General features: G+C 62.9%; 21 protein-coding genes. 10 read left to right on the top strand and 11 right to left on the bottom strand.

The genetic code is table 11. The features are described from left to right. The first annotated feature begins 264 nt into the window (after positions 1-264). From H6M51_RS16360 to H6M51_RS16350, 3 genes are all read left to right on the top strand, one after another. On the top strand, positions 265-1152 hold the full coding sequence (locus tag H6M51_RS16360) for a uracil-DNA glycosylase family protein (RefSeq protein ID WP_185810887.1): 888 nt from the start codon (positions 265-267) through the stop codon (positions 1150-1152). Between the two features lie 143 nt (positions 1153-1295). Continuing rightward, on the top strand, positions 1296-1487 hold the full coding sequence (locus H6M51_RS16355; RefSeq protein ID WP_185810886.1) for a hypothetical protein: 192 nt from the start codon (positions 1296-1298) through the stop codon (positions 1485-1487). Between the two features lie 145 nt (positions 1488-1632). Then, complete coding sequence (locus tag H6M51_RS16350; protein ID WP_185810885.1) at positions 1633-1791, top strand: hypothetical protein; 159 nt, start codon at positions 1633-1635, stop codon at positions 1789-1791. A 54-nt stretch (positions 1792-1845) separates the two neighbouring features. On the opposite strand, the gene H6M51_RS16345 is transcribed toward H6M51_RS16350, so the two are convergent. Continuing rightward, positions 1846-2742 (bottom strand): hypothetical protein, encoded by an 897-nt coding sequence (locus tag H6M51_RS16345; RefSeq protein ID WP_185810884.1) that lies wholly within the window; start codon positions 2740-2742, stop codon positions 1846-1848. 327 nt (positions 2743-3069) lie between these two features. On the opposite strand from H6M51_RS16345, the gene H6M51_RS16340 reads away from it, so the two are divergent. Continuing rightward, on the top strand, positions 3070-4305 hold the full coding sequence (locus H6M51_RS16340) for an MFS transporter (RefSeq protein ID WP_185810883.1): 1236 nt from the start codon (positions 3070-3072) through the stop codon (positions 4303-4305). Here H6M51_RS16340 and H6M51_RS16335 read toward each other — a convergent pair whose 3' ends face one another. Next, positions 4306-5244: a DMT family transporter gene (locus tag H6M51_RS16335; protein ID WP_185810882.1), complete on the bottom strand. Its 939-nt coding sequence runs from the start codon at positions 5242-5244 to the stop codon at positions 4306-4308. Between the two features lie 290 nt (positions 5245-5534). On the opposite strand from H6M51_RS16335, the gene H6M51_RS24870 reads away from it, so the two are divergent. The 3 genes from H6M51_RS24870 (at position 5535) to H6M51_RS16320 (ending at position 12170) form a co-directional block, all read left to right on the top strand. Beyond that, positions 5535-6644, top strand: a complete 1110-nt coding sequence (locus H6M51_RS24870) for a methyl-accepting chemotaxis protein (RefSeq protein WP_185810881.1) — start codon at positions 5535-5537, stop codon at positions 6642-6644. Positions 6645-6890: 246 nt separating this feature from the next. Next, entirely contained in the window at positions 6891-9539 is a 2649-nt protein-coding gene (gene pepN, locus H6M51_RS16325) for an aminopeptidase N (RefSeq protein WP_185810880.1), read from the top strand. Between the two features lie 264 nt (positions 9540-9803). Next, positions 9804-12170: a PAS domain-containing sensor histidine kinase gene (locus tag H6M51_RS16320; protein WP_185810879.1), complete on the top strand. Its 2367-nt coding sequence runs from the start codon at positions 9804-9806 to the stop codon at positions 12168-12170. A gap of 76 nt (positions 12171-12246) precedes the next feature. Here the strand turns inward: H6M51_RS16320 and H6M51_RS16315 are convergent, their stop codons facing one another. The 5 genes from H6M51_RS16315 to H6M51_RS16295 form a co-directional block, all read right to left on the bottom strand. Further along, entirely contained in the window at positions 12247-14178 is a 1932-nt protein-coding gene (locus H6M51_RS16315) for a methyl-accepting chemotaxis protein (protein WP_185810878.1), read from the bottom strand. Between the two features lie 120 nt (positions 14179-14298). After that, a complete protein-coding gene (locus tag H6M51_RS16310; protein ID WP_185810877.1) occupies positions 14299-17250 on the bottom strand; it encodes a bifunctional [glutamine synthetase] adenylyltransferase/[glutamine synthetase]-adenylyl-L-tyrosine phosphorylase in 2952 nt (983 codons plus the stop codon). 52 nt (positions 17251-17302) lie between these two features. After that, a complete protein-coding gene (locus tag H6M51_RS16305; protein WP_185810876.1) occupies positions 17303-18718 on the bottom strand; it encodes a HAMP domain-containing sensor histidine kinase in 1416 nt (471 codons plus the stop codon). Between the two features lies 1 nt (position 18719). Beyond that, entirely contained in the window at positions 18720-19478 is a 759-nt protein-coding gene (locus H6M51_RS16300) for a response regulator transcription factor (protein WP_348644508.1), read from the bottom strand. 97 nt (positions 19479-19575) lie between these two features. Then, on the bottom strand, positions 19576-21120 hold the full coding sequence (locus H6M51_RS16295) for a Do family serine endopeptidase (protein ID WP_185810875.1): 1545 nt from the start codon (positions 21118-21120) through the stop codon (positions 19576-19578). Positions 21121-21403: 283 nt separating this feature from the next. On the opposite strand from H6M51_RS16295, the gene H6M51_RS16290 reads away from it, so the two are divergent. Genes H6M51_RS16290 through H6M51_RS16280 form a run of 3 tightly spaced genes read left to right on the top strand, consistent with a single transcriptional unit; the run spans position 21404 to position 21976 of the window. Next, on the top strand, positions 21404-21574 hold the full coding sequence (locus tag H6M51_RS16290) for a hypothetical protein (RefSeq protein WP_185810874.1): 171 nt from the start codon (positions 21404-21406) through the stop codon (positions 21572-21574). Next, positions 21571-21732 (top strand): hypothetical protein, encoded by a 162-nt coding sequence (locus H6M51_RS16285; protein ID WP_185810873.1) that lies wholly within the window; start codon positions 21571-21573, stop codon positions 21730-21732. Before H6M51_RS16290 ends, H6M51_RS16285 begins: the two co-directional genes overlap by 4 nt. A 28-nt stretch (positions 21733-21760) precedes the next feature. Further along, positions 21761-21976 carry a hypothetical protein gene (locus H6M51_RS16280; protein ID WP_348644507.1) on the top strand — a complete coding sequence of 72 codons (216 nt, stop codon included), beginning with the start codon at positions 21761-21763 and terminating at the stop codon, positions 21974-21976. Positions 21977-21994: 18 nt separating this feature from the next. On the opposite strand, the gene H6M51_RS16275 is transcribed toward H6M51_RS16280, so the two are convergent. From H6M51_RS16275 to ccmI, 4 genes are all read right to left on the bottom strand, one after another. Continuing rightward, positions 21995-22453, bottom strand: coding sequence for a cytochrome c-type biogenesis protein (locus H6M51_RS16275; RefSeq protein WP_185810992.1), 459 nt, complete (start codon positions 22451-22453; stop codon positions 21995-21997). Positions 22454-22593: 140 nt separating this feature from the next. Next, complete coding sequence (locus H6M51_RS16270) at positions 22594-24582, bottom strand: heme lyase CcmF/NrfE family subunit (protein WP_185810872.1); 1989 nt, start codon at positions 24580-24582, stop codon at positions 22594-22596. Then, a complete protein-coding gene (ccmE, locus tag H6M51_RS16265; RefSeq protein WP_185810871.1) occupies positions 24579-25031 on the bottom strand; it encodes a cytochrome c maturation protein CcmE in 453 nt (150 codons plus the stop codon). Before ccmE ends, H6M51_RS16270 begins: the two co-directional genes overlap by 4 nt. After that, entirely contained in the window at positions 25028-26248 is a 1221-nt protein-coding gene (ccmI, locus tag H6M51_RS16260; protein WP_185810870.1) for a c-type cytochrome biogenesis protein CcmI, read from the bottom strand. The genes ccmE and ccmI overlap by 4 nt, the downstream gene beginning before the upstream one ends. Positions 26249-26345 lie beyond the last annotated feature (97 nt).

The following is a 26345-nucleotide window of genomic DNA, read 5'->3' as shown; positions in this document are numbered from 1 at the left end:
CCGACAGAGACGTCACATGCAAAGCGCCCCTCACCCTACCCTCTCCCCGCAAGCGTGGAGAGGGAGGCACGCGACGCCAGCCAGATCGGCCTTCTCCCCGCCTGCGGGGAGAAGGTGCCCGAAGGGCGGATGAGGGGCAGATGGAGCCCGCCTCCGCGCTTCTGATGTCGCGTTCGCTCCCGTTTCAGGATGAGGGCTGATCGTGGTCGGCCGCCCCGCGCTTTCCATTTGCCTTCCCCCTCACGATCGCACTAGAACGGGACCATGATCCAGGCCAGCGACATGACGCCCGCAGAGCTCGCAGCGCTTCTCGCATTTCATGCGGAAGCGGGCGTCGAATGGCTTGTGGAAGACGATCCGGTCGACCGCATCGCGGCTTTTCAGGCGGAGAAGACAGCGCGGCAGGTGGCTCGCCCTGCAGCCGATACATCGTCAGGGCAGGTGCCGGCACGCGTCGCACCCTCGCGGAGTGCCGCACCGTCAGAGCGCCAGCCAGCCCGCGCGCAGCCCGCCCAAGGCTCGACGCTGCCGGCGATCCCGGACGAGAATGCCATCGCCGAGGCCCGCTTTGCCGCTGAAAGTGCCCGCTCGCTTGCCGAGTTGAAGACGGCGATCGAGGGTTTCGCCAGTTGCAACCTGAAAACCTCGGCGCGCTCGACGATCACGGCCGAGGGCGCCGGCACGGCCGGCATCATGGTGATCGGCCCGATGCCCAACGCCGATGACGATCGCGAAGGCCAGGCATTCACGGGCCGCGCCGGCCTGCTGCTCGACCGCATGCTCGCCGCCATCGGCCAGAGCCGCGAGACCGTCACCATCACCACCATCATCCCCTGGCGGCCGCCGGGCGACCGCATGCCGTCGGGCCCGGAGACGGCCATTTGCCGACCCTTCATCGAACGGCAGATCGCGCTTGCGGAACCCCGTCTGGTGCTGGTGCTGGGCAACTTTGCCGCCCGCTTCTTCTTCGGCGAAACCGGAACGATCCACGCGCTGCGCGGCAAGTGGCGGGAGATCGGCGCCGGTGGACATAGTGTGCAGGCACTGGCGACACTGCATCCGCAGGAACTGCTTGCCGCGCCTGCCAGCAAGGCGCTGGCCTGGATGGACCTGCTTGCCTTCTCCGAGCGACTGACCGGCGAAAGCGGCTAAAAAATCGGCAACGTAAACGAATTATGAAAACTGCCATGCGAAAAATGCATGGCAGTGTCGCAGTTGCGCTGCTTGTCGAATCCATGCTGCACTGCGATATATCCTGTTGAAAGTGGGAGGGACACTTTTAAAGGAAGACCGCCGTGAGCCTTCGCACCCGTCCTATCCATTGCAAGTTCGAGACACTCCGTCTCGCAGGCGAATCCGGTCGTGGCGCAAGCCCGTACAATCGCAGTGGCAGCGCCGTTTCGGCCGAACAATTGAGCGCTCGCTTCACCGGACATGCTGGCCGAATCGCGCGTCCGGCCACCGTCTTCTCGGACTTCCGCATCTAGATCCCGCGTTTTCATACGGTTGGAAGACAGGCCATATGCGGGGAACGCATATCAGGCCTTCCGCATTGTGCGTTGCGATAATCATTGCCTGGTGCATTGATCAATCGCTCCAAGTCGATATGCATTCAGAGCAGAGGATAAGACCATGACCATGCCATTTCACCCCGTCCGCAGCCTGCGTCAGGCGATGAACGATATCGGGCACGCCGTCAGCGCGTCGGAAGCCTTTTCCGTGGCCGCACGCAAGCGCAAGCAGGCGCAGGACAGGAGCGTCGACCGCGCGCTTCAGCCGCTCGGCTTCTGATCGCCGCAAGTCCGGTGTCTGGATCGGGCCCGCCACGCGCGGGCCTGTTTCGTTTCAATGACCGCCGACCGCGCCGAGGCGCGGATCAGCCCTGTCCATCGGAACCGGTCCGCAGATCCGTTCGAAGGCAAAATCGACGATGGAGAACTTGATGGCCTGCCAGCCGCAGTATTCGTCGAGGAAGTCACGCCGCAGGATGCAGTGATTGCGATCACCGTCCGGCCAGAAAAGACATCCGCTTTCAACGGCGCGCCGGAACAGGCGCTGGAGATGGGTGCGGGAAATCATGAAATGCTCGGCCATCACGCGCGCATCGATTCGACCGATGTTATAGCCATCGGCATCCGGCGATAGCTCCATGGCACGACGGACCAGTTCGTCCATGACCAGACCACCTGCTTCCGTCCACAGGAACAGCGCCACGCGCGGCGGCGGCTCCAGCCATTTCGGCTCCAGACAGGCCCGGCGCGCAATCTGCGGCTGGATCTGCCGAAACAGGCCTGGCTGGTCGGCAAGCGTCGTCGCCCTGTCGCCACCGTCGAGGCGGTCGAGCAGCTCGAAATTCGTCATCAGCCATTGAAACATGGCCTTGGTCGGCAATTCGGTCGCCTCGTAGCGTTTCGGTCGGCGGTTCGGATCGCCGGCTATGCGGACGAACTTGTAGCTCAGCAACTGATCGAGGAAATTCAGGACCGTGTTGCGGCTTGCGGCATTGTTCGAAGTGATGATCTCCCGCAGATTGGTCGTGGTCAGACCGCTGCCTGGCTGGGCCGGATCGTATTCCAGCTGCAAGGCGAAGGCCGCCTGGCTGAGAAGCCACCGCTGGTGGGAGGCCAGCATGCGCGAGAGCCTGGGGCTCTGGTCGAACTGACCCCGCAGCTTGGAGGCATAGACGCGCAGGGCGGGAATGAAGTCGGGATGACCGGCGATGGCGTGGGAAGACAGGGTCATGGCAGTCCGCCTCGCTCGGCAAACCGGCTGAGACAGAGACGCAGGAAAGACGAAGCGCGTGGCGCGTGCTCCTCAATCCCTGCTCCTGATCTGCCCATATCCATCAACACCCTGTATCCGACGCCAGATCTTGTGTCTGGCACCTCTCCGTCACCATTTGTTGTGAAGGTAAACTAGTTACTCGCGCGGTTTCAATCTTTTATTGCCGGACAATGCGGGAGAATGCTTAACGCACCCGCAAATGCGCAAGGTGACGTCGTATTTCACCATTTGATGTGGCATGCATTGCTGGCACTATCCTGCTTCGAAATGCCCGGTAGAGGTACAATGCTGTCCAGTCTCGCATCAATCACCACCCTGATGCTCTCGACGCTCCTGATGATGGCTGGCTTCGGCCTGATGGGCTACATGCTGCCGATCCGGTCGCTGAACGAGGGCTGGTCGACCTTCATCATCTCCGTCATCGCGACCGGCTACACGTTCGGCTTCACGGTTTCCTGCATCGTGACGCCGATCTTCGTGCGGCGTGTCGGCCATGTGCGGGTGTTCGGGGCCCTGATCACCCTGCTGACCGTCTCCATCCTGCTGTGCGCACTTGTCGTTGAGTGGTGGGCCTGGATGATCTTCCGTGGGCTGTCGGGCTTTGCCATCGCCGGCGCCTACCTCCTGATCGAAAGCTGGCTCAACGAACGGGTGACCAACGCCAATCGCGGTGCACTCTTCTCGGTCTACATGGTGACCTGCCTCGTCGGTTCGATCGGCGGGCAGTACATCGTGCCGCTTGGCGATGTGAACGGGCCAAACCTGTTCATCATCTGCGCGCTGATCTTCTCGCTCGCGCTCTTTCCCGTTGCGCTGTCGACCGCCCAGTCGCCGACACCGATCGCCGAGGCGCGCTTCGACCTGAAACGGCTCTATCGCCGCTCGCCGATCGCCTTTTTCGGCTCGCTCCTGTCGGGCGCCCTCTCCGGCACCTGGGGCAGTCTCGGCGGCGTCTATTCGCAGACGATCGGCATGACGACCGCGCAGGGTGCGACATTGCTCGCCGCCTTCCTCGCGGGAGGGGCGCTCGCCCAGGTGCCGATCGGACGCATCTCCGACCGGATGGACCGACGTCTGGTGATGGTGGCCTCAGGTCTCTTCGGCGTCGGCGCCTGCGGCATGATGATCGCCTTCAGCGCGGGGAACGCCAACGCACTCTATGTCGCCGGTTTCTTCGTCGGCACCGTGCTCTATCCGGTCTATTCGCTGAATGTCGCCCATGCCAACGACCTCGCCGAGCCGGACGAGTATGTGACACTCTCCAGTGCGATCATGATCCTCTACGGCATGGGGACGGTGACAGGCCCTATCATGGCCGGCACGCTGATGCAGTGGTTCGGACCGAATGCGCTGATTTTCTTCCTCGGGCTGGCCTTCGCGCTTTATGCGGGCTACGCCGCCTGGCGCATCACACGGCGGCCAGACACGACAGGGCCTTCGGCCAAGGCCGACTTTCAGGCCGCCGTGCTACCGATGCAGGGCGCCGACAACGTGTCGCCCCTGTCGGACGGCGATCGCTGATCAGCCCTGCGGGGTGGACGCCTTGCGTGCTGCCCGTCTCTCAAGACCGAGCCGGTGTTCGCGCAAGATGATGAAGATCCCGGCGGCTACGACGATCGCCGCCCCGATCAAGGTGGTGACCGTCGGCACTTCCGAAAACAGGATGTAGGCCGCAATCGAGCCAAGGATGATCGAGCAATATTCGAATGGGGCGATCGTCGAGACATCGGCGAACCGATAGCTCTCGGTCAGGAAGATCTGCCCGAGACCACCGAAGAAGCCGGCAAGCGCCAGCAGGCCGAGCGCGGTCCAGGAGAGATCGGCCCAGCCGAAAAACCAGGTGACGGCCGAAAGCAGCGCTGCCGTCAGCGAGAAGAACAAGACGATCGTCGCCGTCTTTTCCTCGCGGACCAGCTGGCGCACCTGCAGCATGGCCCCTGCCCCGAGGATGGCCGAGACCAGCACCGCGAGAGCGCCGATGGCGGCATCGGATCCCAGCCCCTCCTCGCCGAAGAGCGACAGCTTTGGCACGGTGATGATCATCACGCCGACCAGGCCGACGACGACGGCGGTCCAGCGATAGAGCCTGACCGTCTCCTTGAGAAATACGGCGGCGAACACGACCGCAATCAGCGGCATCGCATAACCGATCGCGATCGCATCCGGCAGCGGGAGGTGAACGAGGCCGTAGAAACCCGCTCCCATGGCACAGACGCCGAGGAGGCCGCGCTTGATATGGCCGAAGGGGTTGTCCGTGTGCATGGCGCTGCGCAATTCGCCACGCCAGCTCAGATAGATGATGATCGGGACGATCGCGAAAGCGGAGCGATGAAAGCTGATCTGTCCCGGCGGGATACCGCTTCCGGCGAGCTTGATGCAGGCCTGCATGGCCACGAAGACCGTGACCGAACAGACTTTCAGCACGATGCCGCGCAGCGGGTTGGGATCGGCAAAGGCCATGGGAATGAAATCTTGAAACAGGCGGCGCAGATGCGTGCGGAATGGGAAAGCCGTCAAAGGTCCGGCTGATGAATCGTCATCTCACAGCATGCATGCCCAATCGTGCTTCGCAACCCCGGATCACGCGAGGTTTGCCCCAGAAATGGGTCAGAAACACCGCATTTCTGGCCATGCGCCGTTAACGTCTCGTTGAATCGAGGAAACTATCTTTCCTAATAATAAGTCATATTAATGGACGCCTCGGCGTCTGCTTTTTCAGTGGACCGTTTTTCAAGACCGGGGTTGGCGTCATGCCGCAGGCCGAATATCAGACCAGTTCCGTTTCAGAAATCCGCGCCACGCCCCGGTCCATGCGCCTCGTCACCGAAAGCATCGGTGTCGACCTCGAACGCTTCAGTGCCGATAACGCGCATATCGTGCGCCAGATCCGGCTGCTTGCGATCAACGCGCTGATCGAAGCCGCCCGTGCTGGAGAGACCGGCAAAGGCTTTGCCGTGGTTGCCAACGAAGTGCAACGACTTGCCCAGGGCGCCAACGAAACTGCCGAACGCTTCCAGGAAAACGTCCTTGGCCGGATCCGGCAAAGCCGCGATATGGCAGACGATCTCGTCGAGCAGATGGAAGGCGTGAGGTTGATCGACCTGGCCCAGACGCTCGTCCAGTTCATTGTCCGCAACCTTTTCGAGCGAACGGCCGACGTGCGCTGGTGGGCGACCGACAGCGCCCTCTGGGAAGCCCTGGAACAGCCTTCCGCGGAACGGGTGCAGCATGCCGCGGCGCGGCTTGGCGTCATCAACCGCTTCTATACGGTCTATCTCGATCTGGTCATGACCGATGCCAAAGGCAGGGTCATTGCGTCCGCCAATCCGCGCTACCAGCGCAACCTCGTCAACAAGGATCTCTCGAACGAGGACTGGTTCCGCGCCGCCCGGACCTGCCGCAGTGGAGACGATTATGTGGTCGACACCGTGCGGCGCTCACCACTCCACGACGATCGCGACATTTTGATCTATGCCACGGGCATTCGTGCCGGCGGCAAAACCGATGGCGCACTGCTTGGCACGCTGGGCGTCTATTTCGACTGGAAGGCCCAGGGCCAGGCCATCGTCGAGAAGGAGGCGAACCTGCCGCCGCAGGTTGCGGCAAGCACGGAAGTGCTGTTGCTGGACGGCAGCAACATGGTCATTGCATCCTCGCGGCCCGAGCGGATCTACACCCATTTCGCCTTGAACAATCCGCGGAATCTGGGAAAGGGCAGCTATTACGACCAGAGTGGCGCCATCGTGGCCTTCGCCAAGACCCTTGGCTATGAAGATTACGACGGGCTCGGCTGGTCGGGTGTGATCGTCCAGAACCTGGACAGTGACGACCTGCTGCGACAGCAGTTGCGGCTGAAATAATCGATCTCAAAAATACCAGGCTGCTCCTGCCAAGTTGAATGCGCGACTATTCTTGGGTGTCGGGCCCCAACGAAGCGTTGGAGCAAAAGAAATGCGGCAGTTTGATCAAGAGCATTGTCGAAATTAGCTCGTGTTTTAACAATCGTTCAGAAATTGCTGCAATCATCCCCGCCAACTTGACCTCATCGGCTCCGAGTGTTCCCGCTCGCGCCGTGATGGCCAACCCCGCAGCGACCAGGACACACTATGCGCACAGATACGGGCCGGATCGTTCATCTGGCAGACTACCGCCCCACCGATTTCGTTCTGGAACGGGTTGATCTGACCTTCGAACTGGACCCGACGGAAACCAAGGTGGAAGCCCGCCTGATCTTCCATCGCCGCGAAGGTGTCGATCCGGCTGCGCCGCTGGTGCTCGATGGCGACGATCTGACCATGACGAGCCTGCTCTTCGATCAGATCGAGATGGATCCGGCACGCTACACCGCAACGCCCGAGAGCCTCACCATCCGCGACTTGCCCGAATCGACGCCCTTCGAGATCACCGTTGTCACGATGATCAATCCGGAAGCCAATACCCAGCTGATGGGGCTTTACCGTTCGAACGGCATCTACTGCACCCAGTGCGAGGCCGAAGGCTTCCGCCGCATCACCTATTTCCCCGACCGTCCGGATGTGCTGGCCGTCTATACGATCAACATCATCGCCGACAAGGCGGCCAATCCGCTGCTGCTCTCCAACGGCAACTTCCTCGGCGGCGCCGGCTTCGGCCCGGACAAGCATTTCGCGGCCTGGTTCGATCCGCATCCCAAGCCGTCCTATCTGTTTGCACTGGTCGCCGGCGATCTTGGCGTGGTGGAAGACACCTTCACCACCATGTCCGGCCGTGAGGTGACGCTGAAGATCTACGTCGAACACGGCAAGGAGCCGCGCGCGGCCTATGCGATGGATGCGCTGAAGCGCTCGATGAAGTGGGACGAGGAGGTGTTCGGCCGCGAATACGATCTCGACATCTTCATGATCGTCGCCGTCTCCGACTTCAACATGGGGGCCATGGAGAACAAGGGCCTCAACATCTTCAACGACAAGTACGTGCTTGCCGATCCCGAGACCGCGACCGACCAGGACTACGCGAATATCGAGGCGATCATCGCGCACGAATACTTCCACAACTGGACCGGCAACCGGATCACCTGCCGCGACTGGTTCCAGCTCTGCCTGAAGGAAGGCCTGACCGTCTATCGCGACCACGAATTCTCCGCCGACATGCGCTCCCGTTCCGTGAAGCGCATTGCGGAAGTCCGCCATCTGCGCTCGGAACAGTTCCCTGAGGATGCAGGTCCCCTGGCCCATCCGGTCCGCCCCAATACCTATCGTGAGATCAATAACTTCTATACGACCACGGTCTATGAGAAGGGCTCCGAAGTCACCCGCATGATCGCGACCATTCTGGGCCGCGACGACTTCAAGAAGGGCATGGACCTCTATTTCGAACGCCATGACGGCGACGCCGCGACGGTCGAGGATTTCGTCAAGTGCTTCGAGGATGCGAGCGGGCGGGATCTGACCCAGTTCTCACTCTGGTATCACCAGGCCGGCACGCCGCAGATCACGGTCTCCTCGGCCTATGATGCCGGCGCCAAGACGCTGACGCTCTCGCTCGAGCAGATGATCCCGGCGACCCCCGGCCAGAGCACGAAGGAGCCGATGCACATTCCGCTTCGCTTCGCGCTCATCTCCGAAAACGGCTCGGAAGCCTCGGCCTCCGCGATATCAGGCGGCGATGTCACCGGCGATGTGCTGCATCTGACCCAGCGTGCCCAGACCTTTACCTTTTCCGGCATCGGCAGCCGCCCGGTCGTCTCGCTCAACCGTGGGTTCTCTGCTCCGGTGACGCTGCATTTCGCCCAGAGCGCCGAGGATCTCGGCCATATTGCCCGACACGACAGTGATCTCTTCGCTCGCTGGCAGGCCATCACCGATCTTGCCCTGCCGGTCCTGACCGAAGCGGCAAAGACCGCGCGCGAGGGCAGCTCCGTCCCGACCAGCCAGGCCTTCATCGATGTGCTGCTCGCGGTTGCTGCCGACGAGGCACTGGAGCCTGCTTTCCGTGCCCAGGCGCTGACGCTGCCGAGCGAAGCCGACATCGCCCGCGAACTGGGCGGCAACAACGACCCGGATGCCATCCATGCCGGCCGCCAGGCCGTGCTCGGCGCCATCGCCACGGCAGGCGCCAATGTCTTCCGCACGCTCTACGCCACCCACTCCGCTTCCGGCCCCTTCTCGCCGGACGCCGCAGGTGCAGGCAAGCGGGCGCTGAAGAACATTGCGCTGTCCTTCCTGTCGCTGGCGGAAAACACCCCGGCGCTGGCCGCCGAGGCGTTTGCCAAGGCCGACAACATGACGGACCTGTCGCAGGCCCTGACCATCCTTGCCCACCGCTTCCCGGATGCGGCCGAGACAAAGGCGGCACTCGCCGCCTTCGAGACCCGCTTTGCCTCGAATGCGCTTGTCCTCGACAAGTGGTTCACCATCCAGGCGACGATCCCGGGTGCCGCGAGCCTCGAACGGGTCAAGGCCCTCATGGCAAGCCCGCATTTCCAGCCGAGCAATCCGAACCGCGTCCGCTCGCTCGTCGGCACCTTCGCCTTCGGCAATGCGACCGGTTTCAACCGCGCGGACGGTGCGGCCTATACGTTCTTTGCCGAACAGATCCTGGCGATCGACCCGCGCAATCCGCAGCTCGCCGCCCGCCTGTTGACCGCCATGCGCTCCTGGCGCCTGCTGGAACCCGGTCGCGCTGAAAAGGCGCGCGCGGCGCTTTCGACCATCGAAGCCTCCGCAGCGCTCTCCACCGATGTGCGCGATATCGTCGAGCGGGTCCTGAAAGGCTGAAGCGACCCCTCACCTCCTTCTGAAAGGCGCCGGCAACACCGGCGCCTTTTTCGTCCACAGAACATTTTCAGAGCGTCGAGCATCGCCTGATTTCCCATCAGATTCAGCCTCTTGCCACACCGCCAATAAAAAAGCGGAGTCGGAGCAAGGGGTTAATATTTTCTTTACGCTCCCGGTCTGGACAAGGCGAATCGGCCATGATTCCTTGGCGTCAGATTCGGGCGAGCGGCGCTTCGAATCACACGAGGGACAGAGGCAGGGACGATGTTGGACGCGCGGCGGGTCACCGCAGCCGATGAGCGGCTGCGCATCAAATTTTCGGACATCTTCGAATTTTTCAAGCGGATCGGGGGGCAGGGTTTCGGGTCACCGTCGCAAGCAAATGCTCCGGTTCAGGCCCAGGCCTCGCCGCGTTCGCAGCGGATCGAGACGGTCCTGCGCCGGGCGATCCCGATCCTGATCCTCGCCTTCCTCACGGTCGTGGCGCTCGCCCGCACCATCGGCATCATGAGCGAGTACCAGCGGATGGAAGGGGCCGTCCGTCAATCGACGGCGCTCATCGCGGCCACGGTCAATGCGGCTCTGGGTGATCGTTCCGAACTCTTCGACGCCCGCGATCGTGCGGGCGCCGAGAAGCGCCTTTCGGCCTTTCTCGACAGCGAGCACTTTTCGAACGGCGCGTTTGTTCTGCTGGTCGATCCTGCTGGGCGCGTCTTCGGTTCCTCACCGGAAGCCGCCGGTCATGTCGGCTCGACGCTGGCCAGCCTGCTGCCGGATGTCATGACCATCCGCAAGTCCGGAAACCGTGCCGGGGCAATCGAAGCCGATTTCAACAAGGTCCGTCATCACGCGATCTTCACGCCCGTCGGGACCGACGGCGCGATGATTGTCGCGGCCCATTCCCTGCAGGCCGTCGAAGACTTCTGGCGCCGCGAACTGTCGCTCAACGTCACGCTCTTTACCTGCATCTCGGTGATCCTTTTCGTCATCCTCTATGCCTATTTCTACCAGGTGAAGCGGGCGCGCGAGGCAGACGACACCTTCCTCGAATCCAACCTTCGTGTCGAAACGGCGCTGGCGCGCGGACGCTGCGGCCTCTGGGATTTCGATCTGGAAAGCCGCAAGCTCGTCTGGTCGCGCTCGATGTACGACATGCTCGGCCTCCCCCCCTCGACCCAGCCGCTTGCATTCGCAGATGCCGCGCGCCTGATGCATCCTGACGATGGAAATCTCTATGCACTGGCTCGCTCGGTCGGCAGCGGCAGCTCGCGGCACATCGACCAGATCTTCCGCATGCGCCACGCCCAGGGTCACTATGTCTGGATGCGCGCCCGCGCCCAGATCATCTCGACCACCACCGGCGGATTGCATGTCATCGGCATCGCCATGGATGTGACCGAACAGCATCGCCTGGCCCAGCGCTACGCCGAAGCCGACCAGCGTCTGGCGGACGCCATCGAATGCACCTCGGAAGCCTTCGTGCTCTGGGACAAGAACGACAAGCTCGTCGCCTGGAACGGCCACTTCCAGAAGGTCTATGGCCTGCCGGACGACGTGCTGGTCCCCGGCAAGGAGCGCGCCGTGGTGCTCGCTGCCGCCGCCAAGCCGATCATCCAGCGCCGCATTGCAGATGCCGATGACGGCACCAATTCGCGTACTTCGGAGGTCCAGCTTGCCGACGAGCGCTGGCTGCAGATCAACGAACGCCGCACCCGTGACGGCGGCCTCGTCTCCGTCGGTACCGACATCACGGTTCTGAAGCGGCACCAGGAGCGGCTGCGCGATCAGGAGCGCCGGTTGATGGCGACCATCGGCGACCTCTCGGCCTCGCAGAAGATCCTGGAGCGCCAGAAGACCGAACTCTCCGATGCCAACGAGAAATATCTCGCCGAAAAGCAGCGCGCCGAAGCCGCCAACAAGGCGAAGTCCGAGTTCCTCGCCAATATGAGCCACGAGCTTAGAACCCCGCTCAACGCCATCCTCGGCTTCTCGGAAATCCTGCTGGCGCGCATGTTCGGCCCGGTCGGCTCGCCGAAATACGAGGAATATGCGAAAGACATTCACGAGAGCGGCAAGCATCTCCTCAACGTCATCAACGATATTCTCGACATGTCGAAGATCGAGGCGGGCCAGATGAAGATCCGTTGCGAGACCATCGATCTCTGCCCGCTGATCGAAGAGAGCATGCGCCTTACCGCGATCCCTGCCGAAGAGAAGAGCATCACCGTCGAGCAGCGCGTCGAGCCGGGCCTGTCGCTGATCGCTGACCGCCGTGCCGTCAAGCAGATCCTGCTCAACATCCTGTCGAACGCGGTGAAATTCACCGATGAAGGCGGGAAGATCTCGCTCAGGGCACGTCAGGTAGACGGCGCCGTCATCGTCTCGATCGCCGATACCGGCATTGGCATTCCGAAGAGTGCGCTCGGCAAGATCGGCAATCCCTTCGAACAGGTTCAGAGCCAGTATGCCAAGTCGAAGGGCGGCTCGGGCCTCGGCCTTGCCATCTCCCGCTCGCTGGTCGCGCTGCATGGCGGCTCGCTCAAGATTCGCTCCCGCGAGGGCCAGGGCACCGTCGTGTCGATGCGCATCCCTGAAACCCTCGCGCTTGCCCCGATGCGCCGGGCGGGTTGAGACGCCCCCACCTATCTCCAGAACCGCAAAGGCCGCCCGGAGGGCGGCCTTCGTTGTTTCAGGCTGCGGGCTCTCTTCAGAACTCTTCCCAGCTTTCGGCCTTGCCCGGAGTCATTCCGAGGGCGCCGGCCACCTTGTTCATCATCCGGCGTGCCGGAGAGGCGACGGGTGCGTGGGCGCTGCTGCTGGCGGCCACCGGACGCTTTGCGCCTTCGGAATTGCCAAGCTGGAACTGCGAGATCAGCTGGCGCAGGCGCTCGGCTTCCGAAGCAAGCGAGGCCGATGCGGCCGTCGCCTCTTCGACCATGGCCGCATTCTGTTGCGTCGTCTGGTCCATCTGGTTCACCGCCGTATTGACCTCCGAGAGGCCGACCGACTGTTCGCGGGCGGAGGTGGCAATCGCATCGAGCTGGCCGTTGATCGCGATGACGTGGTCGCCAATCACCTTCAGCGCCTGGCCGGTCGCCGTCACCAGTTTGACGCCGCTCTCGACTTCCTGGGCCGACTTGCCGATCAGTTCCTTGATCTCCTTGGCAGCCTGGGCGGAGCGCTGGGCAAGTTCGCGCACTTCCTGGGCCACAACGGCAAAGCCTTTGCCGGCTTCACCCGCACGCGCGGCTTCCACCCCGGCATTCAGCGCCAGCAGGTTCGTCTGGAAGGCGATTTCGTCGATCACGCCGATGATATTCGAGATCTGGCTGGAGGAGCTTTCGATCCGCTGCATGGCATCGACCGCATTGGCGACCACCTCGCCCGACGTCTTGGCGGAGGCTGTTGCCTGAGCCGCCATGTTGCGGGCCTCTTCGGTGCGCTTCGACGAGTTCTGGACATTGGTCGTGATCTGGTCGAGTGCGGCAGCGGTTTCCTCCAGCGAGGCCGCCTGCTGTTCGGTGCGCTTCGACAGGTCGGAGGCGCTCTGGCTCAGTTCGCGCGAGCCGCCATCGATGGTGCCTGCAGCCTGCGAGACGGCCGAGAGGGTCCCGCGCAGCTTGACCACGGCCGCGTTGAAGTCGGCACGCAGACCTTCGAATTCCTGGGCGAAGGGCTGCGACAGCTGGTAGCCGAGGTCACCTTCCGACAGCCGCTGCAAGCCTTCGGCGAGACCGGAGGTCGCCTCGGCCATCTCGGCCGCGCGCTTGCGGTCAGCCTCTTCCGCACGCAGGCGCTCCGCTTCGGTCTGGCTGCGGGCGGCATCGGCCTCGCTGGCCAACTGGCGAGCCTTCAGGCCAGTATCCTTGAAGATCTGAACCGAGCGGGCCATCAGCCCCACTTCGTCGCGACGGTCCGCACCATCCACGTTGACGGAGAGATCACCGCCGGCCAGCACGCCCATGGTGTCGGACAGCTTACGGATCGGACGGACCAGCCAGCTGCGGATCGCGAAGAAGCCGGCGCCGAGTACAATCGCCACGCCGGCCAGCACGCCGATGACGCTGTTTCGCGAAGTAACGATAGTTTCATCGGTGAGGCTTGCGCTACGTGCAAAAGCAGTCTCAGTCATCTTCGTGGTAACATCGGTGAACTTTGGCGCGATGATTGCAAATTGCGGCTGGCACTGCGTGAGGAACAGGTCTTGGCTGGCCAGGACAGCGGCCTGATCCGTCGCGGCGCGACCTGCTGTCAGCGTATTGGCACATGCCTCATCCACAATTTTCAACACTGCGCTCTTGAGTGCAGGGATATCGGCATTTGCAGGCATTGCCTTTGCAGCACTATCAATGAACTTTATAAAGCTTTCTTTTGCGGTATGAAACTCTTTGTCCGCTTGGTTCGTGAGTTCTGCCGTCCGGGAGAGCACTATGTCGCCAATCGCCGCTCGCATGTTCTGCATCGAGCGGTTCGAACGAGCTAGATACAAGGCAGCACTGGATTCGCCGTCTAGCAGGGCGCTATAGCCCGTGTCGATGCTTCTCATCTGCATTCCGGTGTAGAATGAAACTCCAATGGAGAAGAGGCCGAAGGCGGCCATAATGGCGATGAATTTGCCTACGATCGGGATATTCTTCATTCAGATGCTCCTCGCTGGGCGGTCGATAGGCCGCTCGTGTCACAGCAAGATCATATTCGAATATAATTAAGTCATTATTTATAACATTAAAATGAAGTGTAACGTGATGGTCGTGTTAACTTAGGCCACCACGCGTGAAAACACCTTCCTGACCGCCTTGGACAGCCGCTTCACCTCCGCCTCCACGGTCTTCACATCCGGGCTCTCTGCGGCCCGTGCCAAGCGATCCGTCAGGCCGGCCGGCACGTTGGTCGGATCGAAGGGGCCGTCGATGCACAGCCTGATGACCTGGGACAGGTCCGTGTAGAGCTTCAATGCGCTCAGGCAGGTATCGAGATCATTCGGATCGATGAGTGCGCCGAGCGCCTTCAGTGCCTCCGCCGTCGAGAGCTCGTTGGTGCGCACACGGTGCCCCTTCGATGGGGCAACGAGCGCGAGATACTGGGCGATGAATTCGATATCAACAAGGCCGCCTGGTATCAGCTTCAGATCCCAGATGTCCTTGGCCGGCTTCTCCTGTTCGATCAGCGCACGCATCTCGGCGACATCCTTGACGGTCTTTGCCTGATCCCGCGGTGCTGCCAGCACCTCTTCGATGATCCGCTCCGCCTCGGCCACAAGCCCCGCATCGCCTGAGATCATCCGTGCCCTCGAGAGTGCCATGTGCTCCCAGGTCCAGGCCTCCTCCCGCTGGTAGCGCGCAAACGATCTGAGCCGTGTTGCGACCGGCCCCTTGTTGCCGGAGGGCCGAAGCCGCATGTCGACCTCGTAGAGCACGCCCTCCGCCGTCGGGGCAGACAAGGCCGCGATCAGCCTTTGCGTCAGCCGGGTGAAGTAGCGCACGGGATCGAGCGGCTTGGCACCATCCGATTCCGCCGCATCGTCGTCATGCTCATAGAGCAGGATCAGGTCGACGTCCGAGCCTGCCGTCAACTCGTAGGAGCCGAGCTTGCCCATCCCGGCGAGCGCCACGCGGCCGCCGGGCATCCTGCCATGCGTTGCCTCCATCTCGGCAATCACCGCCTTCAGCGCCTCGTCGATGACGAGGCCGGCAAGATCGGTGAAGGCATGGCCAGCCTGGGCGCCACCGATCGAACCGGTCAGCAGGCGAATGCCGATCAGGAAGCGCTGTTCGGCGGCGAAGATGCGCAGCCGGTCGAGGATTTCCTCGTAGTGACGGGCGCTGGAGAGAAAGCTCTTCAGCCGCTTGCCGAGATAGTCGCGGGTGGGAAGTTCGACCAGGAGGCCCGGATCCAGCATGCCGTCAAAGACATGCGGACGCTCTGCGATGATCTCGGCGAGCCTTGGGGCAGCTGCCATGATGTTGACCATCAGGTCGAGAAGGGCGGGATTGTTGCCGAGCAGCGAGAAGAGCTGGATGCCGGCGGGAAGACCGGAGAGGAAGTTGTCGAAGCGCAGCAGCGCCTCGTCGGCCCGCCGGCTCTCTCCGAAGGCTTTCAACAGATCCGGCGTCATCTCGGTCAGGCGCTCGCGCGCCTCCACCGATTGCGTCGCGCGGTAGCGGCCATAATGCCAGGTCCTGATGACGCGGGAAATGTCCTCCGGCCGCTCGAAGCCGAGCCCCTTCAGCGTCTTCAGCGTATCCGGATCGTCCTTCTGGCCGGTGAAGACGAGATTGCCGGTGGCACTCGACAGGCCCTCCTCCTTCTCGAACAGCCGGGCATAGCGCTTCTCGACGGTCTTCAGCGTTGTCTCCAGCGCGCGGGAAAAGGCCGTCGTGTCGATGAAACCCAGCATGAAGGCGATCCGCTTCAGCTCGGCCTCGGTCTCCGGCAGCACATGCGTCTGCTCGTCATGCACCATCTGGATGCGGTGCTCGACATCGCGCAGGAACCAGTAGCAGTCGGTCAGTTCTTCGGCTGTCTGCGGATCGATCCAGCGGGCGGCGGCCAGTGCGTTCAGCGCCTCCTCGGTCGGGCGGCAGCGCAGATCCGGCATGCGGCCGCCAGCGATCAGCTGCTGGGTCTGGGCGAAGAATTCGATCTCGCGGATGCCGCCGCGACCGAGCTTGACGTTGTGCCCCTTCACGGCGATCGCACCATGGCCCTTGTGCACATGGATCTGCCGCTTGATCGAGTGAATATCGGCGATCGCCGCATAATCGAGATATTTGCGGAAGACGAAGGGCACGAGTTCCCGGAGGAAGCTCTCGCCCGCCTTCAGGTCGCCGGCGACCGGCCGCGCCTTGATGAAGGCGGCGCGCTCCCAGTTCTGCCCCCTGCCCTCGTAATAGATCAGTGCCGCCTCGACCGGCACGGCCAGCGGCGTCGAACCCGGATCGGGTCTGAGGCGCAGGTCCGTGCGAAAGACATAACCATCCGCCGTGCGCTCCTGCAGGATGCGCACCAGACGGCGCATCATGCGGCCATAGGTCTCCATGGCGTCGTCAGGGTCTTTCAGGATACCGGCGTCCGGATCGTAGAAGATCACGAGGTCGATGTCGGAGGAGTAGTTCAGTTCGCGGGCGCCGTGCTTGCCCATGCCGAGCACGATCAAGCCGCTACCATCAGCCGGGTTCTCCCGGTTCTTCAGGGTGAGCTTGCCGCCGTCATGGCCCGCAAGCAGCAGATGGTCGATTGCGGCTGCGACCGCAGCATCGGCAATCGCCGTCAGCCAGGCGGTGGTGTCGCGGGCCGTGAAGATGCGGGCGAGATCGGCCAGCGCGGTGAGAAAAGCGACCTTGCGCTTGGCGCGTCTCAGCCGTGCCATGACCTCCGGCTCGCCCGGTACGGAACCGGAAGCGGAGGGCGCCCAGGCGCGGCGCGCCTCGTCGATGGCATCCACGATCTGCGGCTCCAGCGGCTGGGACACCGCATCGAGCAGCAGGGAAGGCTTCAGGTTTGCAACGTCGCGCAGATAGGGAGAGAGGGTGAATGCCGAGAGGACGAAGTTGCGCAGCGGAGCATCGGCGGCGAGATGCTCGGCCAGCGCCGGCTCCTGTTTCGTCAGGTCTTTCAGCAGCGCATTGGCCGCCTTGAGCTCCGTCTGGTTCAGCGGACGGATCACGCCCTCCGCCACATCGGACAATCTGCTCGTCCTGCCGTTCCCCATCAGCCTCTCCTCTCCCGGTCGAGATCTCCCACGAATCTCAAACCAAGTCAGGTTACGGCTTCAGTCCGGGAAAAACCATCGTCGCGGTCAGGCCGGGGTGATCAGGATCACTGCGCGTATCGGACAGCACTAGGCGTCCACCATGCAGGGCCATGATGGCTTCGACCAGTGAAAGGCCAAGGCCCGTGCCCGGTTTGGACCGGCTCTTGTCGAGACGCACGAAGCGCTTGACGACTTCTGATCGCTTGTCTTCGGGAACACCGGGTCCCTGATCGGAGACAGAGATCTCAACCCCGTCACTTCCTGCCGCAACGCGCACTCGGACCTCGGAGCCCGCCTCGCCCTGGCTGCCATATTTGATCGCGTTGTCGATGAGATTGGAAATCGCCTGGCCCACCAGTTCGCGATTTCCCCGGACCGACAAGCCCGGCGCGATCTCGCAGATCATCGTCTGACCCGCCTCTTCCGCCACCGGCTCGTAAAGTTCGGCGCTGTCCGCCGCGATCGCGGAAATGTCGATATCGGTAAGTTCGGCGGCAATGGAGCCGGCTTCTACACGCGAGATCATCAGCAGCGCGTTGAAGGTGCGTATCAGCTGATCGGATTCGGCAATAATGGTTTCAAGGGCCGCCCTCTTCGCCTGCGCATCATCCTCGTTCAGCGCATCGGCCGCCTTGTTGCGCAGCCGCGTCAGCGGCGTCTTGAGGTCATGAGCGATGTTGTCGGAAACCTGCTTCAGGCCTTCGTTCAGCTGCTCGATCCGTCCCAGCATGCCGTTCAGCGAGGATGACAGGCGGTCAAACTCGTCGCCCGATCCTGACACCGGAAGGCGCTGCGAGAGATCACCCGCCATGATCTTCTGGCTCGCTGCCGATACCCGGTCGATGCGCTTCAAGGCATTGCGTCCGATGGCAAACCAGATGACGACGGCGCCGACGCCCATGATCAGCAGCGCCACCATCAGCGCCTGGCGCACGAGCAGTCTCAGCTTGCCCGGTTCGCCGAGATCACGCCCAACCAACACGCGCAGGCCATTCTCGAGGATGAAGACATGCCCTGTCGCCAGATGGCGTTTGACGCCGCCGCTATCGGTATAGCGCTGGTAGCGGAAGGGGAAATCCGTCCAGCCCTCTTCATCGAAGACGCCCGGCTGCAGCGAGGCGACGTTGCCGGCGAGGATCTCGCCATTCGGCCCGGCGATCACATAGAGGTTGGCGCCCGGCTGGCGGGCGCGACGCTCCATGGTGCGCAAAAGCTGGTTGATGCCGCCGCGTTCGAAGGCGCCCTGAATTTCGGTCACCTCCTGGCGCAGCGCATCGCGGGTCTGGTTGCTGAGGATGCGCTCGGCAAGCCCCGTCACGTAGAAGACGAGGAAGGCGGCGCAAAGGGCAAAGAGCAGGATGTAGAGGGCAGACAGCCGCACTGCCGTCGACTTGGTCAGCACACCGAGACGGGCCTTGAGCGGCATGTCAGCCTTCGTCCTTGATCATGTAGCCGGCACCGCGCACGGTCTTCAAAAGCGGCTTGTCGAAATCCTTCTCGATCTTCGAACGCAGCCGCGAGACATGTACGTCGATGACATTGGTCTGCGGATCGAAGTGATAGTCCCAGACGTTTTCGAGCAGCATGGTGCGGGTCACCACCTGGCCGGCGTTCTTCATCAAGTATTCCAGCAGGCGGAATTCGCGCGGCTGCAGCAGGATCTCCTTGCCCGCCCGTTTCACCTCGTGGGAGAGCCGGTCGAGCTCGAGATCGCCGACACGGTAGACCATGTCCTGTTCCGGCTTGCCCTTGCGGCGGCCAAGCACCTCGACACGCGCCAGGAGTTCGGAAAAGGCGTAAGGCTTCGGCAGGTAGTCGTCGCCGCCGGCGCGCAGGCCCGTGACGCGGTCGTCGACCTGACCGAGTGCGGAAAGGATGAGGACGGGCGTGTCGATGCCGCGCTTGCGCAGCTCGCTGATGACAGACAAGCCATCCCGGCGCGGCAGCATGCGGTCGACAACCATCACGTCATAGGTATTTTCCGTGCCCATGAAGAGGCCGCTTTCGCCGTCGCTCGCATGATCGGCGACAATGCCGGCCTCGCGAAAGGCCTTGGTCATGTAGGCTGCGGCTTCCAGGTCGTCTTCGATGACAAGTATCTTCATGTGCGCGACTTTAGCGTCGGTGCCCGTCAGCGTATAGCCGGTTTCGCCGGACTTCGGCTGTCCTTGTTCCGCGATCCCCATGCTTCGTCCTTTCCTGAGAGACAGCGGTTACTGACCGCCGGAAACGACAAAAGGCGCCGCCGGTCCACGACCGCCGGCGCCCTTCGTCAGATCATGATCAGCCCTGGTTGATCGGCAGCGCCACGAAGCGGCTGCCGCTCTCCGATTCGACCTGGAAGAGCGCCCGGGTACGGCCGTCCTTCTTGGCCTGGTCGAGGACCTTCTGGACGTCGGCAGCAGAGGAAACCTGCTGGTTGTTGACCGAGGTGATCGTCTCGCCGGACTTCAGGCCCTTGTCGGCGGCATCGCTGTCCGGATCGACGTCAACAATGGCCAGCCCCTTGCCGCCGTCAGCCGGACGCACGGAAAGACCGAGGCTCGACAGTTCCTGCTCGGCTTCCGGAGCCGGAGCGGCATTGTTCTCGGTTTCGGCGCTCGCAGACTGGTCGGCGGGCAGTTCGCCGAGCTTGACCTTCACTTCGGTCGCCTTTCCGTCGCGCCAAAGGGCGACATCGACGGTGGTGTTCGGCGCGAAGGCTGCGATGCGGCGGGCAAGATCGCGCGGATCCTTGACCGGATCACCGTTGACGGCGGTCACCACGTCACCCTGCCGGATGCCCGCCTCTTCACCGGGCGAGCCGGCCTGAGGAGCAACAACCAGAGCACCGGCGGCTTCAGACAGGCCGAGGCTGTCGGCGATGTCCTGGGTCACCGGCTGGATCTGCACGCCGAGCCAGCCGCGCGACACTGTACCGGTTTCCTTGAGCTTGGCGATGACGTCGGTCGCAACCGAGGCCGGGATCGCAAAGGCGATACCCACATTGCCGCCCGAGGGCGAGAAGATCGCGGTGTTGATGCCGACGACTTCGCCGTTCAGGTTGAAGCCGGGGCCACCCGAGTTACCACGGTTCACGGCCGCGTCGATCTGCAGGTAGTCGTCATAGGGGCCGGAGCCGATGTTGCGGCCACGGGCCGAGATGATGCCGGCGGTCACCGTGCCACCAAGGCCGAAGGGGTTACCGACGGCGACGACCCAGTCACCGACACGGACCTTCTCGTCGTCTGCGAACTTCACGTAGGTGAACTTTGTGTTGGGCGCGTCGACCTTGAGCAGGGCGAGATCGGTGCGGCTGTCCTTGCCGACGAGCTTGGCGTCGAATTCCTTGCCGTCGTTCATCACGATCGTGAAGGCGGAGCCGTCATCGATGACGTGGTTGTTGGTGACGATGTAGCCGTCTTCGGAGATGAAGAAGCCGGAGCCCTGAGCGGTCGGGCGCAGGCGACCAGGGCCGCGCTCGCCACGCGGGCCGCGCTCGCCGGGACCTTCCATGCCGGGGCCGCCGAACTCACGGAAGAAGCGCTTGAGCGGGTGATCGTCCGGCAGGTCTTCAAAGCTGCGGCCACCGAAGTTGAAGGAGAAGTTATTCTCGTCATTGGACGCAGGCTGGACGTTCGACTGGACGCGGACCGATACGACGGCCGGCAGGACCGCCTCTACGACGTCGCCAAAGCTCGGCACCTGTGGAGCGTTGACCTCGACGGGGGCGGCGAGCGCCGGGACGGCGGCGAAGGGAGCCGCCGTGACCAGCATCACGGCAGCAAGGCCGGCAGCGGTGGAGGTCTTCAGGATCGTCTTCAGGGAGCGACCGTTCAATTCAGACATGGGATCTACCTTCATCTGTTCTTCTGACTGGAGCCGCCGGACAACCCGGCGGTGGGAAGCGGTGGATGAGGTGAGATATAGGGGGTGTCACGTTACGGCGAACTGTACGGCAGATGAATTCTTCGTAATCTTTGACAGCGGCATGACGCATCAGGCCTGCGAGGGCTGTTTAGAGCAGGCTGGAAAGACGAATTCCGGGCGAAATACCGAGCCTCTCCAATGCCTTGTGAGCGACTGTGGAAACAACTCCCGTTCGAGGTTATATTGTCCGTGAGGTGACGTGATGGACAAACCAAGCCCAGAAAAAACTCTGTCGGAATCGACGACATCTTCGCCGGAGAAGCGTCCGGCGCGGAGGCCTGCGCATGTCGACAAGCCGCGGCCGGAAGTCGAGGACGTGGTGAGGCTTGAGCACGAACGTCACAAGCACCTGATGGATCTTCTCGCCAAGTGAGCACCGAACCCGGATGGATCGAACTGTCCGAGGTTGTGGCTCTGAACAAGGGCGCTGTTGCCATCACCCGAGAGCAGCATCTGCTGATCAATGCGGGCACGCTTGAGAGCGCGGTCATGAAGCCCGCGACACCTCTTTCAGTACGAGAACGAGGATGACATCGGTGTTCTGGCCTGCCGGCTCATCGTGGCTCTGAGCCGCGCCCATGCTTTCATCCAGGGAAACAAGCGCAACGCCTGGCTCTCAGGCGTGATGTTCCTGAACATCAATGGCTACGACATCGTGCTGCCGTCCATCGAAGCCAACCAGTTCATCGGGGAGGAAATGACAAAAGTCATCCGGCGGGAGGTCACGGAAGCCGTGTTCCTCACACATCTCGATCGCTTCATTGTGACCCTGTAACTGCTGAAGCGAACGCTATCACTCCGCGTCCAGCATCGTCCTCAGCCGCGCTTCCTCTTCCGGCGAGAGCTTCACTAAAGGCTGCGCCGCGCGCCGCCGCGTGTAGACCACGGCGACGATTAGGCCGACGATCGCAAGTGCTGCAGGAGCCCCCCAGAGCGCAATCGTGCGCATGCTGAGCCGCGGCTTCAAAAGCACGAACTCGCCGTAACGCGAGACGACATAATCGAGCACCTGCTCGTCGGTGTCGCCACCCACCAGCCGCTCGCGCACCACGACACGCAGGTCGCGGGCCAGCTCCGCATTGGAATCGTCGATCGACTGGTTCTGGCAGACCATGCAACGCAATTCCGCCGATAGCGCGCGCGCCCGCTGTTCGAGCGCGGGGTCGGCGAGCACTTCGTCGGGATTGACCGCAAAGGCATGGATGGGGGTGAGCAGAAGGGCGAGACAGAGGAAAAGGCGCTGGAGTGTCAGACGTCTTAGCCCCTCACCCTGACCCTCTCCCCGCAAGCGGGGAGAGGGGATGGTCGACGTCGGCGGGTCCGCCCTTCTCCCCGCTTGCGGGGAGAAGGTGGCGGCAGCCGGATGAGGGGCAATGTCTTTGATCCGAGCCATTACTCCGCAGCCTCCAGCACCGGCTTGGCGGAAACCTTCGCCCGCTTCGGCGCCCCGACCCGCAGGCGACGATCCGACAGCGACACCACGCCACCGATCATCATCACGATCGTGCCGTACCAGATGCAGAGGATCCAGGGTTTCCACCAGATGCGCACGACAATGCCCCCATCCGCCATCGGGTCACCGAGCGAGACATAAAGCTGGCTGAAGCCGAAGGTGACGATGCCGGCTTCCGTCGTCGGCATCTGGCGGGCCGTGTAGAGCCGCTTCGACGACCAGACGTCAGCGACCACCACGCCGCTCTCGCGAATGGTGAAATGTCCCTGGTCTTCAGTGTAGTTCGGCCCGGTTGCCGCACGGATCCCGTCGAAGGTGACAACGTAGCCGCCGGCCTCGGCCGTCATGCCGGGCTTCATCTCGACCACGGTCTCCGTCTCGAACGTGGTCACGGCGACGACGCCGAGCACGGTCACGCCCAGGCCGAAATGCGCGAGCGCCGTGCCGAAGGCCGAGCGCGGCAGGCCCTTGAGGCGGCTCCAGGCCGTCGATAGCGGATGCTTGCCGAAGCCGGCACGATACCAGAGGTCTGCAATCGCTCCGCCCATGACGAAGAAGGCGAGTGCCAGGCCGGCCACGGCCATGACAGGCCCACCGTTCTGCACATACCAGAGCCCAAGTCCGAGCACGAGCGAGGCTGCAGCCGCCACATAAAGCCGCTGCAGGGCACCCAGCACATCGCCGCGCTTCCAGGCAAGGAAGGGGCCGAAGGGCACGGCCAGCAGAAGCGGAATCATCAACAGTCCGAAGGTGATGTTGAAGAAGGGCGGACCGACCGAAATCTTCTCGCCGGTCAGCGTTTCCAAGAGCAGCGGATAGAGCGTGCCGATCAGGACGGAGGCGGTCGAGACGGTCAGGATCAGGTTGTTGAGGACGAGCGAACCCTCGCGCGAGATCGGCTGGAACAGGCCGCCGGCCTTGAGCATCGGTGCGCGCAGGGCAAAGAGCGTGAAGGCCCCGCCGATGAAGATCACGAGAATGCCGAGGATGAAGACGCCGCGCGTCGGATCGGTCGCAAAGGCATGTACCGAGGTCAGAACCCCCGAGCGCACCAGGAAGGTACCAAGCAGCGAGAGCGAGAAGGCGATGATCGCGAGCAGCACCGTCCAGATCTTGAGGGCATCGCGCTTTTCCATCACCAGCGCCGAATGCAGGAGCGCCGTGCCGGCCAGCCAGGGCATGAAGGAGGCGTTTTCGACGGGATCCCAGAACCACCAGCCACCCCAGCCGAGTTCGTAATAGGCCCAGTAGGAGCCCATGGAGATGCCGGCCGTCAGGAAGACCCAGGCCGCCAGCGTCCAGGGCCGCACCCAGCGCGCCCAGGCGGCATCGATGCGGCCGTCCATCAGGGCGGCTATCGCAAAGGAGAAGCAGACGGAGAAGCCGACATAGCCGAGGTACAGCAGCGGCGGATGGATCGCGAGACCGATGTCCTGCAGGACCGGGTTCAAGTCCTGGCCCTCCGCCGGAATGGGCGAGAGACGGATGAAGGGATTGGAGGTCAGGAGGATGAAGAGCGTGAAGGCCGTGGTGATCCAGGCCTGCACGGCCAGCACATTCGCCCTCAACCGGTCCGGCAGGTTGGTGCCGAAGAAGGCGACCATGGCGCTGAAGAAGGCGAGGATCAGCACCCAGAGGAGCATCGACCCCTCATGGTTCCCCCAAACGCCCGAGACCTTGTAGATCATCGGCTTGAGCGAATGGGAGTTCTGATAGACGTTCTGGACCGAGAAGTCGGAAACGACATAGCCGTAGGTGAGCACGGCGAAGGAAAAGGCGACGAGCAGAAAGAGCGCATAGGTTCCGGTCGTGCCGACCGCCATCATCGCCGCATCCCCGCGCCTTGCGCCGATCACCGGCAGGACGGAGATGATCAGGCTGGTCGCGAGCGCCAGCACGAGGGCATAGTGACCAAGCTCGATGATCATTGGATCTGTTCCTTGCCGCTCAGTTCCACCCCTTGTGCCTTCAGACGGTCGGCCACATCCTTCGGCATATAGGTCTCGTCATGCTTGGCAAGCACGGTATCGGCGACGAAGACCTTGTCCATGCCCTCGAAACGACCTTCGGCCACCACGCCCTGCCCCTCGCGGAAGAGATCGGGCAGAATGCCGGTATAGGTCACCGGCAGCTGGCTCAGCGTGTCGGTCACGGTGAAGGTGACCGTCGAGCCCTCGCCACGAACCACGGAGCCGGCCTCGACCAGTCCACCAAGACGGATGCGGGTGCCGGGTTGGACATCGGATTCGGCAAGATCGTTCGGCACGTAGAAATAGGCGATCGACTGGCCGAAGGCGAACATCACCAGAAGCACGGCGGTTAGGATGAAACCCATGCCACCGGCAATGACAGCGAGGCGTTTCTGTTTGCGGGTCATTGGCTCACCTCATCCACGGACAGGCCGAGTTCTCTTGCCATGGCGATCAGCTGCTGGCCTTCGGCGCCGGCAGCCGGGAAGGCTTTCAGACCGTCCTTCAGCGCTGCCTCAGCGCGGCCCATGTCTTTAAGCATGGCATAGGAGCGAACCAGCCGCATCCAGCCTTCGAAATTGTTGGGATCTTCCTTCAGCCGCGCATCCAGGCTTGCCACCATGCCGCGGATCATCTCGCCGCGATCGGCCTCGGACATCGTTTGGGCGTTGGCAATGTCTTCTGCGGTCGGATTGCCCGGCGCCGCCGGGTTGGCGGTTTGCTGCGCATCCGCCTCTGCGGAGACAGCCGGCGCATTGGCAAGCGGGACGCCGGCGCTGTTTGCAGCGATGTGCTGGTTGACCAGCGGCATCCAGGGCGCGGTCGGCGGAGAGGCCTTGGCGATCTCCTGGAAGGCGGCGAGCGCCTCGGCCCGGCGTCCGGACTGTTCCAGCGCCAGAGCCAGATAGAAATCGGCGCGCGGATTGTTCGGCTCGATCTTCAGGGCTGCCTGGAACGCCATCTGGGCATCGTCCGTCACGATCCCGTCATTGCGCATGACGATCGTCTCGCCGAGCCCGCTCATGCGTTCGGTGTCGGGCCCAAGGATGCGGATCGCGTTGCGATAGGCGAGTTCAGCGTCGTCAAACCGACCGATCCGGAAATAGACCGGCGCCAGAACGTTCCAGCCATTCCCGTCTTCCGGTGTCGTTGCCAGATGCCGTTCGACCTTGGCGACCAGGAGATCCACATCATCGCCCGGATTGGCCATGCGCGCCTCCAGCGGCGCGTCGGGCGTGCCGGGGCTTCCAATCTGCATGTAGCCCGCAAGCCCGATGACGGGAAGACAGAGCAGAATGAAGGCCTGGGACCAGGTATAGCGGCGACGGGTGACCGGCGCGGTGGCAGGCGCGACATCGTCGAGTTGCTCTCCCTCCCCGCCGGCCTTGTCGCGGTTGGCAACCGCCAGAAGCCTGCGGCCGATTTCGGCGCGGGCGTAGTCGGCGTCCTCAGCCGAAATCAGCCCCTCCGCCTTGTCCCGCTCCAGCTCTCGCAGCTGGTCGCGATAGACCGCCGCCTCGCCTTCGTCATAACGCGTCGCCCGGGCCGAGGCCCGCAGCAAGGGAGCCAGCAGAAGAACGGCAACGACGACCGTCAGCAATGCGGAGATGATCCAGAACAACATGAAACTCAATTACGTCAAGGACAGTGGCTTTCCAACTGCCAAACCTCCCCTGACGGAAAGTTGAGATGTTTGGCCGCAGGAATTCTCTAAGTCGCCA

The organism is Rhizobium sp. AQ_MP (assembly GCF_014237835.1).
In the GTDB taxonomy this organism is placed as follows: domain Bacteria; phylum Pseudomonadota; class Alphaproteobacteria; order Rhizobiales; family Rhizobiaceae; genus Allorhizobium.
This window is presented reverse-complemented; position numbering and strand designations above follow the sequence as displayed.